Source organism: Acidovorax sp. (genome assembly GCF_046341535.1).
In the GTDB taxonomy this organism is placed as follows: Bacteria; Pseudomonadota; Gammaproteobacteria; order Burkholderiales; family Burkholderiaceae_C; genus Acidovorax.
Window position 1 is genome coordinate 1 of record NZ_JBKDRI010000019.1, and the last position, 13,139, is coordinate 13,139.

Genomic DNA, 13,139 nt, shown 5'->3' on the forward strand with positions numbered 1-13,139 from the left:
GCTGCTGTTGGGGCGCCAGGCAAGGCGCGACGACGCGGCAGGCTCGTGCCTGCAAGGAGAAGCAACACCGCATGGCGCTCCAAAAGCGGTGCTGGCAAGTGCATAGCGCTGTCACCCGAAAGGTGAGGCTGCAAAAACAACCCAAGGCTCGAGTCCATGCGGTGTGCGCCAAGATGACAAGCGGTCAACTGCCGTTTTTAGGTTGAACCTGAAAACGGCAGTGGGAAGCATGTGCCAGCCCTGCTTTTGGGGCGCCAGGCAAGGCGCGACGACGCGGCAGGCTCGTGCCTGCAAGGAGAAGCAACACCGCATAGCGCTCCAAAAGCGGTGCTGGCAAGTGCATAGCGCTGTCACCCCAAAGGTGAGGCTGCAAAAAACAACCCAAGGCTCGAGTCCATGCGGTGTGCGGCAAGATGACAAGCATAGCGCTGTCACCCCAAAGGTGAGGCTGCGAAAACAACGCAAGGCCCGAATCCACGCGGTGTACGGCAAGATGACAAGCGGTCAACTGCCGTTTTTAGGTTTAGATGGCATACACCAGCGCCACGGCGCGTGCCTCCATGGCCAGACCCTGGCCCACCGGCCCCAGCCGCTCGGCTGTTTTCGCCTTGACATTGACCTGCGTCACGGCCACGCCTGTGGCCCGGGCAATCACGGCGCACATGTCCGCGATGTGGCGGGCCAGGCGCGGTGCCTGCGCCACCACCGTGCTGTCGATGTTGGCAATCTGAAAGCCAGCATCGCGCACTCGCCGGGCGGCCTCGGCCAGCAGCACTGCGGAATCAGCCCCGCGAAACGCAGCATCGGTGTCGGGAAAATGCCGCCCGATATCGCCCAGCCCGGCCGCACCCAGCAGCGCATCGGTGATGGCATGCAGCAGCACATCAGCATCCGAATGGCCGAGCAGCCCGCTGGAATGGGGAATCTCCACGCCCCCTATCACCAGCCGGCGGCCGGGCACCAGGGCATGCACATCCCAGCCTTCACCGATCCTGAAATTCATGGGTTGTTGCCTTTAGCAGTTGTGGCACGCCAGGCGGGCCTTGTGTAGAGGGGTCGCCTTGCGCTCAGAAATGCGCCTTGCGCTGCGTGGCGTCGCCAGCATGGCCGCGTTCGCCACCAAAGCGCTCCAGTGTGGTGCCGTGCGAGCGGGCGGCAAGCACGGCCGATGCCAGCGCGAAATCATCCGAGTAAGTTACCTTGAAGTTCTGCGCCCCACCGGGCACCAGCCGCGGGTGCAGGCCCATGGCCTCCATCGCGCTGGCCTCGTCGGTCACACTGGAGCCCGCCTTGCCCATCGCCTCCATGAGGGGGCCAAGGCGGAACATCTGCGGCGTCTGCGCCAGCCATTTGTCGCTGCGGTCCACCGTGGACGCCACACGCACCCCGCCGGGCCCGCTGGTCGAGGTCTTGAGGGTATCGGCCAGCTTGTGCGCCAACAGCCCGCCGACGGCATCACCGGCACATTGATCCATGAGCGTGTCGATCTGCGCGGTGGTCACCAGGCAGCGCGCCGCATCGTGCACCAGCACCCAGTCATCGGGCTGCGCCCCGCGGCCCACCAAGGCGCGCAGGCCGCCCAGCACGGTGTCGGCGCGGGTTGCGCCGCCGCATTCGACGCAAAACCAGGCAGGGTGCGCATGGGCATCCAGAAACCGGTCGCCGGGCGCTACCGCCACCAGCGTGCCCAGCAGCCGCCCCACACCGGCAAAGGCTGCCAGCGTGTGCAGCACCATCGGCACGCCGGCCACGGGCTGATACTGCTTGGGCAAAGGCGCAGGCAGCCCTGCGGACAGCGGCTCCGACAAGGCGCGCGACCCCGTCCCGGCACAGGGCACCAGGGCCCAGAAGCGGCCTTGAGCCGACAGCGGCGCCGGGGTGGTTTGCAGCAAGGAAGCAGTCATGGGTCGCTCATTCTAAAATCTGCCGCTGCCCTCGCCATCTGCCCTGCGCGCGCCTTGCGCCACAGCAGATTCGGCGGGCTCAATGAGAAGGTGTGACCCAACCCCACATGCCCGATCGCCCCGCCAGAACACTCGCGCTCGTCGTTGCCCATGCCTGCCACCGCCCGAGCGATGGCTGCAGGTGGCCCCGGGATTGCAAGCGTTTTGGCAATGTGCTCTGGCACGCTGGATTCATTCACGCCCTCTGACGATACCGTCCGCATGGAACTGCCCAAACTCTACCCCGGAAAACGCTTCACCCTTCCTCGCCCCGTGGGTAGCGCAGATTCGCTGCTGCTGGCCCGCCTGGCTGAGCGTGACAAGGCCGCAGGCCGCACCACCGCCATCGTCACGGCCGATGCCACCGATGCGCAGCGCCTCATCGACGAGATGGCGTTTTTTGCGCCCGCGCTGCGTTGCGCGCTGTTTCCGGACTGGGAAACCCTGCCGTATGACACCTTCTCTCCCCACCAGGACCTGATCAGCGAGCGCCTGGCCACTCTCTGGCGCATCAGCCAAAAGGACAAGGACACCGGGGCGGATGTGGTCATCGTGCCCGCCACCACGGCGCTCTACCGGCTGGCACCGCCGTCCTTCCTGGCGGGCTACACCTTCCAATTCAAGGTCAAGCAAAAGCTGGACGAAGCCAAGTTCAAGGCCCAGCTCACGCTGGCCGGCTACTCGCATGTATCGCAGGTGGTAAGCCCGGGCGAGTACACCGTGCGCGGCGGGCTGATCGACCTGTTCCCCATGGGCTCGCCGGTGCCCTACCGGGTGGACCTGTTCGATGACGAGATTGACTCCATCCGCACCTTTGACCCCGACACCCAGCGCAGCCTGTACCCCGTGCCCGAGGTGCGCCTGCTGCCCGGCCGCGAGTTCCCGATGGACGACGATGCGCGTGCCAAATTCCGCAGCCGCTGGCGCGAGATGCTGGAAGGCGACCCCACCAAGAGCCGCATCTACAAAGACATGGGCGCTGGCGTGGCCACGGCGGGTATCGAGTACTACCTGCCGCTGTTCTTCGACGAAACCGCCACGGTGTTTGACTACCTGGGCGCAGAGGCCACGGTGGTTCTGCACGGCGACCTGGAGCCCGCATTTCAGCGATTTTGGCAAGACACCAAAGACCGCTTCCGCCTGGTGCAGGGCGACCCTGAGCGGCCCGCGCTGCCGCCCGAAGCGCTGTTCCTGTCCAGCGACCAGTTCTATACCCGCGCCAACCACCACCCACAGCTTTCGCTGCGCCCCGGCGTGGCGGATGTGGATGACAACCCGCATTTCCAGAAACTGGGCGACCTCTCGGTCGTGCGCGGTGCCCAAGACCCGCTGGCCCGCCTGCACACGCACCTGCACCACTCGCAGCAGCGCGTGCTGCTGCTGGCCGAGAGCGACGGCCGACGCGAGAGCCTGCTCGACTTTTTGCGCGCCTCGCAGCTCAACCCGCCCGCATTTGATTCGCTGGCCGAGTTTCAGGCCCATGCGGAGGAAAAACTGGGCATTGCCACCGCCGGGCTGACCGTGGGTTTTGGCTGGATCGAAGGCGGCATCGACTTCATCACCGAGACGGAACTGTTTGCCGCGGGCCCCACCACGCGCCGCCGCAAGAAGCAGGAACAGGTGAGCGATGTCGAGGCGCTGATCAAGGACCTGGCCGAGCTGAACGTGGGCGACCCCGTGGTGCACAGCGCGCACGGCATCGGCCGCTACCGGGGCCTGGTGAACATGGATGTGGGCAACAAAAACCCCGACGGCACGCCCGCCATGCAGGAGTTTTTGCACCTCGAATACGCCGACAAAGCCGTGCTGTACGTGCCGGTGAGCCAGCTGCAGCTCATCAGCCGCTACACGGGCGTTTCTGCCGACGAAGCCCCCCTGCACAAGCTGGGCAGCGGCCAGTGGGAAAAGGCCAAGCGCAAGGCGGCCGAGCAGGTCCGCGACAGCGCCGCCGAACTGCTCAACATCTATGCCCGGCGGGCTGCGCGCCAGGGCCATGCCTTCCGCTACAGCCCACAGGACTACGAGGCCTTTGCCAACGACTTCGGCTTTGAAGAAACGGCCGACCAGAACGCGGCCATCCACGCGGTGATCCAGGACATGATCAGCCCTCGCCCGATGGACCGGCTGGTCTGCGGCGACGTGGGTTTTGGCAAGACCGAGGTCGCGCTGCGCGCAGCATTTGTGGCAGTGACGGGCGGCAAGCAGGTGGCGTTTTTGGCGCCCACCACCCTGCTGGCCGAACAGCATTACCAAACCCTGGTGGACCGCTTTTCCAAGTGGCCGGTGAAGATTGCCGAGGTCTCGCGCTTTCGCTCGGGCAAGGAGATCACCGCGGCCATCAAGGGCATTGGCGACGGCACCGTGGACATCGTGGTGGGCACGCACAAGCTGCTCTCCGAATCCACCAGGTTCCACAACCTGGGCCTGCTCATCATCGACGAGGAGCATCGCTTTGGCGTGCGCCACAAGGAGCAGATGAAGCAGCTGCGCGCCGAGGTGGACGTGCTGACGCTGACGGCCACGCCCATCCCGCGCACCCTGGGCATGGCGCTCGAAGGCCTGCGCGACCTCTCCGTCATCGCCACCGCGCCGCAGCGGCGTCTGGCGATCAAGACCTTTGTGCGCAACGAAGGCACGGGTGTGATCCGCGAGGCGGTGCTGCGTGAATTGAAGCGGGGTGGCCAGTGCTACTTTTTGCACAACGAGGTCGAGACCATCGAGAACCGCCGCCAAAAACTCGAAGAAATCCTGCCGGAGGCGCGCATCGCCGTAGCCCACGGCCAGATGCCGGAGCGCGATCTGGAGCGCGTGATGCGCGACTTTGTGGCCCAGCGCTACAACATCTTGCTGTGCTCGACCATCATCGAGACCGGTATCGATGTGCCCACCGCCAACACCATCATCATGAGCCGCGCCGACAAGTTCGGCCTGGCCCAGCTGCATCAGTTGCGCGGCCGCGTGGGCCGCAGCCACCACCAGGCCTATGCCTACCTGATGGTGCCCGACATTGAAGGCCTGACCAAACAGGCCCAGCAGCGGCTCGATGCCATCCAGGCCATGGAAGAGCTGGGCAGTGGCTTTTACCTGGCCATGCACGATCTGGAAATTCGCGGCGCGGGCGAGGTGCTGGGCGACAACCAGAGCGGCAACATGCTGGAGGTGGGCTTTCAGCTTTACAACGAGATGCTGAGCGAGGCTGTCAAGGCGCTCAAGGCGGGCAAGGAGCCCGATCTGCTGTCGCCCCTGTCCGTCACCACCGACATCAACCTGCACGCCCCGGCCCTGCTGCCCAACGACTACTGTGGCGACGTGCACCTGCGCCTGTCGTTCTACAAGAAGCTGGCCACCGCCAAGACGCCCGACCAGATCGACGGCCTGCTCGAAGAAATCGTCGACCGCTTCGGCAAGCTGCCGCAGCAGGCGCAAACGCTGATCGACGTGCACCGCCTGCGCGTGCTGAGCCAGCCCTATGGCGTGGTGAAGGTGGATGCCGCTCCGGGTGTCATCAACATCACCTTCAGGCCGCAGCCTCCAATCGACCCCATGCGCATCATCGAGCTGATTCAGAAGAACAAGCACATCAAGCTGGCAGGCAACGAGAAGCTGCGCATCGAGCGCGACCTCAAAGAGCCCAAGGACCGCGCCCAACTGGTGCGCGACGTGCTGCGCAGCCTGGGCCAACCGCTGGTGGCCGCATGATTTTGAATGCGATGATTTACCCCACCCGCGCTTGATGCGAATGGCTTAGCAGCTATTTATTTGATAGCAAACAACCTGCATTATCCGAGCGCTGTGGCAGTGCAACCGTCCTCGATCGCAGGGCGTGGGTTGCCACCGGGGGAGGATCGATACAGGGGCTTGCGTGCTGCCCTCTCGCAGCGGGGCATGACGGCACTGCCAACGCATCGCAGGGCCGCCTGCGGAATCAACCCCTGCCGTCAAGGCCCGCGTCCAGGGCCGGGGGGCGCAGAAAATCATTGCTGATGCCCATCACCTCGCTGGCCCGCTCCACGGCACGCCACAAAGGGGCTGGCATCTGCAGGATCTCATCGGGCGACGAAGAGCGTTCGATCCATGCGCTGATCTCGCCATGCTGCTCGGGGGTCAGCAACTCCAGGTGCAACATTTCGTCAATGGTTTTCATCGGTAGTCAATCGGGGCTGTGTCGGGTCGGCCATCTGGCGCAATGCCCCAAGGCTACCGCACCTGCAAGCCATCTGGCACGCCGCTGCGCCACGGATGGACGATGACGCCGCTGCCGGCACCTGCCACCATCGGAGCCTGCCCACCAGCATAGCGTTCGGCCGCACTGCGGCGGGGACAACGGCGTGGGCTTTACCATTGCGGGCTGTGCCATCAAAAATTTGCCGTTGCCCCAGCGCCATGACCCTCGCCACCGAATTCGCCCCCGGCCTTGTGATCCAGGGCATCGAGCCACCCCTGTCCCTGTCGAGCTACAAGCTCATCGCTTTTGATATGGACTCCACCCTCATCAACATCGAGTGCGTGGACGAAATCGCCGACGCTGCCGGCCGCAAGGCCGAGGTAGCCGCCATCACCGAGGCCGCCATGCAGGGCCTGATCGCCGACTACAAAGAAAGCCTGCGCCAGCGCGTGGCGCTGCTCAAGGGCGTGTCGGTGGCGCACATGGAGCAGGTCTTCAACGAGCGCCTGCGCTTTAACCCCGGCGCGCGGGAGTTGATCACCGCCGCCAAGGCCGCAGGCCTGACCACGCTGCTGGTCTCCGGCGGCTTTACCTTTTTTTCAGAGCGCGTGAAGGCGGGCCTGGGTATCGACCTGGCCCGCTCGAACGTGCTGGAGATCGACAACGGCCACCTGACCGGCCGCATGGTGGACCAGCCGTGGGGCGACATCTGCGACGGTGCCGAAAAGCGCCGCACGCTGCTCGAAGTGGCCTCGCTGATGGGTATTTCGCCATCGCAGGCCATTGCCGTGGGCGATGGCGCCAACGACCTGCCCATGATGCATGCGGCAGGCCTGTCGGTGGCCTACCATGCCAAGCCTGCCGTGCGCGCGCAGGCCCATCTGGCCATCAACGAGGGCGGGCTGGACCGGCTTCTGGAAGTACTGCGCTAAAGCGGCAGCGGGCTTTTTGTCCCGCTGCCAGATGCACGTGATGTGAACACGCCCCACCCCGGCGCAAGGCTCACGCTCTGGCGCAGCCCATGCTGGGTGCTACTTCTTCTTGCCGCCCGGCGTAAAAAACAAAGCCAGGCCCACCGCAATGAGGCCCACCGGCCACCACACACGCAGCAGCTCGCGCAGACTGATGCTGATGAGTCCAAGATTGGTCAGCAGAAAAAAGACACCCAGAGCGATCAGAACAAACGCGGCAACGTGGCCTCTCATAAGCACTCCCTCGATGTGGTTGTAGGTGGTGGCGCGATTATGACGAGCCGGAAAGCCCCGCCCCCAGGTGGTCCACAAACAGACGCACCTTGGGCGACAAATGCCTGCTGGAGGCCCACAGCGCCCTGAACTGACGGCCAGGCTCCAAGAACGGCTCCAGCACGCTGACCAGTCGTCCGCCAGCCAGCGCGTCGCGTACCAGAAAGTCGGGCATGCAAGCGATGCCAAGCCCCCTTAGCGTAGCGCCCAGCACGCCCTCAATGTGGTTACAGGCCAGCACCGTGCGCAAGCGTGGCTCCGTAACGACCATGCCTTCATGCCACGGCCAGTCGAGCAACTTGCCTGAGTCCGGATGGCGAAAACGGACACAGGCGTGCCGCTCCAAATCGCTCAGAACCCCAGGTATGCCGTGGCGCGTCAAGTAGGCTGGGGCAGCGCACAGCAACAGTCGAAATTTTTGCAACGGCCGCGAGACAAGGCGGGAATCTCGGAGGTCGCCGCTTCGAAGGGCCACATCAATGCCTTCGTCGATCAGATCAACCGCGCGATCGGTGAAATTGATATCCAGCTCAACCTCCGGATGACGCGCAAGAAAATCAGGCAACAAGGGCATCAGAAAGTGGTGGGCCACGATGGGGGCACTCACACGCAACCTCCCGCGGGGGGCCTCCTGCGAAAGGGACAGCATGGCTTGCGCATCATCCAGGTCATCCAGGATGCGTCTACAGCGCTCGTAAAACAACTGACCTTCGGTTGTGAGCTGAAGGCGTCGGGTACTTCGCTGAAAGAGTCGCACCCCCACCTCCTGCTCCAGCCGGGCTACACCCTTGCCAACGGCAGATGCGGAAATCGCCAGTGTCCTTCCTGCCGCAACGAAACTGCCAAGCTCCGCCGTCTTGACAAATGCAAACATTCCGCTGAGTTTGTTCATCCGCACCTTCACCCGGTCGATTACCGCCGATTCGATCTTTTCATTCCGTAATGAAAGGATTAACAGCTAGTTTTTCAAAGATTCAGGCAAGTTTAGCCTTCAACAACTCCACGAAATAGCCAAGGCATGCCCACCCCTCTATTGATTCGCGCGGACGCCAAAAGTCCGTGCAACATCCGCGATTCGTTGCAGGAAATTCAGGCCGAGTACCTGGCTTGGGTGCGCGGCCACATGACACCGTACTCCCCTGCGCCGGCTGATCAGGGTACTGGCATGCCGCAGCCTGAAGGCTACGTAGATATCGTTCAGACGCTTTGCGCCACGGAACCACTGGGCAACGTGCTGTATCTGATTGAGGTGGATGGCAAGGCCGCTGGCATGTGCGGTTTACGCCGCCTGGGTGGCAACACCGCCGAAATCAAGCGGATGTACGTGCGCCCTGCTTATCAAGGCAAGCAGATCGGGGCTTACGCTCTGCGAGGACTGCTCACAGACGCCAGCCGCTGGGGCTTTACGGTTATCTGCTTAGACACAGCTTTGTTCATGCAGACCGCACACCGACTGTACGAAGCCTATGGCTTTACAGAATGTGCGGCGTACGAGGGTAGCGAAGTGCCCGCAGCACTGCATGGCCAATGGCGCTTTATGCAACTTGTTATCTCGCAGACCAGCCCATGACTCCCACTCTTACCCGACATGTCAGGCTTATGGGTCTGACCACTCTATTGGTATTACTGCCACTGGTGCTGCAAGGCTTTGGCCACCACTGGGTGCGCGTTGCCGACACCAGCTTGCTTTACGTGATGCTGGCACTGGGCCTGAATGTTGTGGTGGGCTATGCGGGATTACTGGACTTAGGTTACGTCGCTTTTTACGCCCTGGGCGCCTACCTGTTTGCGCTACTGACCTCGCCACACCTGACCGACCATTTTGCGGGTATTGCAGCACTGTTCCCGCAAGGGCTGCGCGCTCCGTGGTGGGTGACCATTCCGCTGGCGGCAGCAGCGGCAGCCATACTGGGGATGTTGCTGGGCGCCCCCACCCTGCGGCTGCGCGGTGACTATCTGGCGGTGGTCACACTGGGTTTTGGCGAGATCGTGCGTCTTCTCATCGTCAACATGGGCCACCCCATCAACATCACCCATGGTGCCCAAGGACTGGGAATGATAGAACCGGTGCGCGTGCTGGGCGTGGACTTTGGCAAACCCTTCAGGGTGGCAGGCTACGAAATCGCTACCGTCACCCTCTACTACTACCTTTTCCTGTTCCTGGTGATGATCACTGTACTGATATGCCATCGCCTTCAAGATTCACGTATTGGCCGTGCATGGATGGCCATCCGTGACGACGAGACTGCGGCGCGCTCCATGGGTATCAACACTCGCAATCTCAAACTGCTAGCCTTCGGCGTCGGCGCAAGTTTTGGTGGGGTCACTGGCGCCATGTTTGCATCGTTCCAGGGGTTTGTTTCCCCCGAGGCTTTCAGCCTGAATGAATCAGTGCTTATCGTTGCGATGGTGGTGTTCGGCGGCATGGGCCATATCCCAGGCGTGGTTTTGGGTGCCGTTCTTCTAGCCGCTCTACCGGAGATGCTGCGCTACCTGGTCGGTCCATTGCAAATCATCACAGATGGCCAGTTGGACGCCGGCGTGATGCGCCCCCTACTCGTTGCGCTGGCGATGATCATCACCATGCTTTGGCGCTCCAGCGGGCTATGGCCCGCCCCCGACAGGTACAGGCAGAGACGATGATCCGTGGCTCTGGATCGGGCTGGCCAATGAAGCATCAGCCTAAAAACGGCAGTTGACCGCTTGTTTTCGTCCCGCACGCCGCACGGAATCGCGCCTTGGGTTGTTTTCGCAGCCTCACCTTTGGGGTGACAGCCCTATGCACTTGCCAGCACCGCTTTTGGAGCGCCATGCGGTGTTGCTCCTCCTTGCAGGCACGAGCCTGCCGCGTCGTCGCGCCTTGCCTGGCGCCCCAAAAGCAGCGCTGGCAAATGCATCCAACTGCCGTTTTTAGATTCAGATATCTGTAGGGCCGGCACCGCGCCACAGCCCCAGAAATTCCTCCCAACCATGAGGGCAGTTCGCATGGATCAGCGCAAGCACTTGCCCCACGCTTCCCATGGGGAATCTGGGCGATCACCAGCCGATGAGGCTTCCCAACATCCATCCCCCCCCTCAACCACCGGCGCGCTTGACCTTGTGGCCCAGCTTTTGCAGCGCAGCCATCACGCGTTCTACGTGGTCACCCTGCACTTCGATCACGCCGTCCTTCACCGTGCCGCCGCTGCCGCAGGCCGTCTTGAGCTGCTTGCCCAGTTGCTCCAGGGCGGCTTCATCCAGCGCAACCCCCTTGACCAGCGTGACGGCCTTGCCGCCGCGGCCCTTGGTCTCGCGCGACACGCGCACGGTACCGTCCCCGGCAGGCAGCGGCTTGGCCTGTTTGCACGTGCATTGCGCCACCGGCTGGCGGCAACCAGGGCACATACGGCCCGCCTCGGTTGAGTAAACCAGTGCGCCCAGATCGGCCAGGGACTTCATCGCGAGCCCCCGGCTGCGGTCTGAAGCAAGCGGAAATTGAGCAGGCGGGTGGCCAGTAGTGTCTCGGTCATGAAGCACAGCAGCGCCAGCAAGAACGACACCACGCCGGCCAGAAAGCCCCCCACGGCGAACCGGTTGGACGGCAGGCCCGCCGTCTCGCCCAGGAACAGCAGGATGATGGTGAGACCGATGAGAAATGCGCACAAGGTGAGCAGGCCAATGCAGCCATTGGCAAGCCGCCCGCGCATTTGCAGATCGCCAAGCTCGCGGTAGGCGCGGGCCAACATGTCGCGGTCGGAGAGCGAGCGGGCATGGTCCTCCACCACGCGGGCCCGGTCGATGATGCGCGCCAGGCGGCCAGCCACCGCACCAATCATCCCCGAAACGGCCGTGAGCAGGAACACGGGCGCCACGGCCAGCTGGATGCCGTGGGTAATGACCGAGGAATCAAAGTTGAGCGCCATGGTGAGGGTGCCTGGCCGGGCCAGAAGTCGCAGTGAAGGAAGGCCACAATTATCTGCGCGTGCTGCCCGCATGGGGGCCCCGCCGGTCTTTAGCGGCCAAGGGCAGCGACAATGGCATCCTATTGAGTCGGCACCTTTGAACTTGAACCAGCCGTTCGGGCTGAGCCTGTCGAAGCCTTGCGCAGAGCTTCGAACCGCATCAACGCATTCAAGTTGGTTGATGCCGACTCAATAAGCGGCTTGCCCGCCTGGCCTGCCCCGAATTGATTGACGCGCCGTACGCGCCCTGCCCATGCCTTTTGCCGCCCTCGGTCTGTCCCCCGCCCTGGTCCACGCCGCCCGTCAGGCCGGTTTCGCGTCGCCGACGCCGATTCAGGCACAAGCCATTCCGGCCATCCTTGCGGGTGCAGACTTGCTCGGCGCGGCGCAGACGGGTTCTGGCAAAACGGCTGCCTTTGCGCTGCCACTGCTGCAGCAGCTCTTGCTGAGCGCCACCGGTGGGCCCAGGCGTGTGCGGGCCGTGGTGCTGGTGCCTACGCGCGAACTGGCTGCCCAGGTGGGCGAGGTTCTGCGCAGCCTGGGCCAGCATCTGCAGCGGCCTCTGAAGGTGGCGATCCTCTTTGGCGGGGTGTCCATCAACCCGCAGATGATGGGTCTGCGCGGCGGCGCAGACATCGTGGTGGCCACCCCTGGGCGTTTGCTGGACCTGGTGCAGCACAACGCCCTGCGGCTGGGTGCCGTCGCGCACCTGGTGCTGGACGAGGCCGACCGCCTGCTGGACCTGGGCTTTGCCGAGGAGCTGCAACGCGTGCTGGCCCTGCTGCCCGCCCAGCGGCAAAACCTGTTTTTCTCAGCCACCTTCCCTCCCGCAGTGCAGGCGCTGGCCGATGGCCTGCTAAACCACCCGGTGCGCGTAGAAGTACCCCACACGCCCGATAACGTGCCGGCCATCGAACAACGCGCCATTGCGGTGGACGCCAGCCGACGCACCCAGTTGCTGCGCCACCTGATCAGGGAGCACGACTGGTCCCGCGTGCTGGTATTTGTGGCCACGCAGTACGCGGCCGAGCATGTGGCTGAAAAACTCTACAAGGCGGGGATCTTTGCTTCGCCCTTTCATGGCGGCCTGAGCCAGAGCGCACGCACACAGGTGCTGCAAGAGTTCAAGGACGAGCGCTGGCAGGTGGTGGTGACCACCGACCTGGCCGCGCGCGGCATCGACATCGCGCAATTGCCTGCCGTGGTCAACTACGACCTGCCCCGCTCGGCCGTGGACTACGTGCACCGCATCGGACGCACCGGCCGCGCCTGCCAAAGCGGCGTGGCCGTGAGCTTTGTGACCGCCGATTCCGAGGCGCATTTCCGCCTGATCGAAAAACGCCAGCACCTCACCCTTGCGCGCGAGCAGATCGCAGGCTTTGAGCCCACCGAGGCCCCCGCGCCCCCTTCATCCAAAGATCCGCAGGGCACTGGCGGCATCAAGGGCAAGCGACCCAGCAAGAAAGACCAGCTGCGCGCCAGCGAAGCCGCCCGGCGCCAGGGAAGCTCTGCGTAACCCTCGCGAGGATGCGCGGGTGCGGATCGGGACAGGTCACAAGGCGATTGATGCAGCCTCACCGTTGGGGTGATAGCGCTATGCACTTGCCAGCGCCGCTTTTGGAGCGCCATGCGGTGTTGCTCCTCCTTGCAGGCACGAGCCTGCCGCGTCGTCGCGCCTTGCCTGGCACCCCAACAGCAGCGCCGGCAAATGCATCCAACTGCCGTTTTTATTGAGTCGGCACCTTTGAACTTGAACCAGCCGTTCGGGCTGAGCCTGTCGAAGCCTTGCGCAGAGCTTCGAACCGCATCAACGCATTCAAGTTGGTTGATGCCGACTCAATAGGTT

12 protein-coding genes are annotated in these 13,139 nt (G+C 63.6%); 5 read left to right on the plus strand and 7 right to left on the minus strand.

Going from position 1 to position 13,139, the window contains the following annotated elements:
- Nucleotides 1–523 precede the first annotated feature (523 nt).
- Entirely contained in the window at nt 524–1,003 is a 480-nt protein-coding gene (ispF, locus tag ACK543_RS01060; RefSeq protein WP_409941032.1) for a 2-C-methyl-D-erythritol 2,4-cyclodiphosphate synthase, read from the minus strand.
- 64 nt (nt 1,004–1,067) lie between these two features.
- Nucleotides 1,068–1,904, minus strand: a complete 837-nt coding sequence (locus ACK543_RS01065) for a 2-C-methyl-D-erythritol 4-phosphate cytidylyltransferase (protein WP_409941033.1) — start codon at nt 1,902–1,904, stop codon at nt 1,068–1,070.
- Between the two features lie 261 nt (nt 1,905–2,165).
- Between ACK543_RS01065 and mfd the strand changes: the two genes are divergently transcribed.
- A complete protein-coding gene (gene mfd, locus ACK543_RS01070) occupies nt 2,166–5,642 on the plus strand; it encodes a transcription-repair coupling factor (protein ID WP_409941034.1) in 3,477 nt (1,158 codons plus the stop codon).
- A gap of 226 nt (nt 5,643–5,868) precedes the next feature.
- Here the strand turns inward: mfd and ACK543_RS01075 are convergent, their stop codons facing one another.
- Entirely contained in the window at nt 5,869–6,087 is a 219-nt protein-coding gene (locus ACK543_RS01075; RefSeq protein WP_409941035.1) for a hypothetical protein, read from the minus strand.
- 239 nt (nt 6,088–6,326) lie between these two features.
- Here ACK543_RS01075 and serB point away from each other — a divergent pair, with 239 nt between their 5' ends.
- The gene (serB, locus tag ACK543_RS01080; RefSeq protein ID WP_409941036.1) at nt 6,327–7,040 is read left to right on the plus strand and encodes a phosphoserine phosphatase SerB; all 714 of its coding nucleotides are present in this window, start codon (nt 6,327–6,329) and stop codon (nt 7,038–7,040) included.
- Between the two features lie 99 nt (nt 7,041–7,139).
- Here serB and ACK543_RS01085 read toward each other — a convergent pair whose 3' ends face one another.
- Both ACK543_RS01085 and ACK543_RS01090 read right to left on the minus strand, forming a co-directional pair.
- Complete coding sequence (locus tag ACK543_RS01085; RefSeq protein ID WP_409941037.1) at nt 7,140–7,313, minus strand: LiaI-LiaF-like domain-containing protein; 174 nt, start codon at nt 7,311–7,313, stop codon at nt 7,140–7,142.
- A 37-nt stretch (nt 7,314–7,350) separates the two neighbouring features.
- Nucleotides 7,351–8,244, minus strand: a complete 894-nt coding sequence (locus ACK543_RS01090; protein ID WP_409941038.1) for a LysR family transcriptional regulator — start codon at nt 8,242–8,244, stop codon at nt 7,351–7,353.
- Between the two features lie 126 nt (nt 8,245–8,370).
- Between ACK543_RS01090 and ACK543_RS01095 the strand changes: the two genes are divergently transcribed.
- Nucleotides 8,371–8,922, plus strand: coding sequence for a GNAT family N-acetyltransferase (locus ACK543_RS01095; RefSeq protein WP_409941039.1), 552 nt, complete (start codon nt 8,371–8,373; stop codon nt 8,920–8,922).
- Complete coding sequence (locus ACK543_RS01100) at nt 8,919–9,995, plus strand: branched-chain amino acid ABC transporter permease (protein ID WP_409941043.1); 1,077 nt, start codon at nt 8,919–8,921, stop codon at nt 9,993–9,995. The genes ACK543_RS01095 and ACK543_RS01100 overlap by 4 nt, the downstream gene beginning before the upstream one ends.
- A gap of 432 nt (nt 9,996–10,427) precedes the next feature.
- On the opposite strand, the gene ACK543_RS01105 is transcribed toward ACK543_RS01100, so the two are convergent.
- Complete coding sequence (locus ACK543_RS01105; protein WP_409941040.1) at nt 10,428–10,790, minus strand: translation initiation factor Sui1; 363 nt, start codon at nt 10,788–10,790, stop codon at nt 10,428–10,430.
- Nucleotides 10,787–11,254, minus strand: a complete 468-nt coding sequence (locus ACK543_RS01110; protein ID WP_409941041.1) for a DUF2721 domain-containing protein — start codon at nt 11,252–11,254, stop codon at nt 10,787–10,789. The genes ACK543_RS01105 and ACK543_RS01110 overlap by 4 nt, the downstream gene beginning before the upstream one ends.
- 292 nt (nt 11,255–11,546) lie before the next feature.
- On the opposite strand from ACK543_RS01110, the gene ACK543_RS01115 reads away from it, so the two are divergent.
- Nucleotides 11,547–12,809 carry a DEAD/DEAH box helicase gene (locus ACK543_RS01115; protein WP_409941042.1) on the plus strand — a complete coding sequence of 421 codons (1,263 nt, stop codon included), beginning with the start codon at nt 11,547–11,549 and terminating at the stop codon, nt 12,807–12,809.
- Nucleotides 12,810–13,139: the final 330 nt, after the last annotated feature.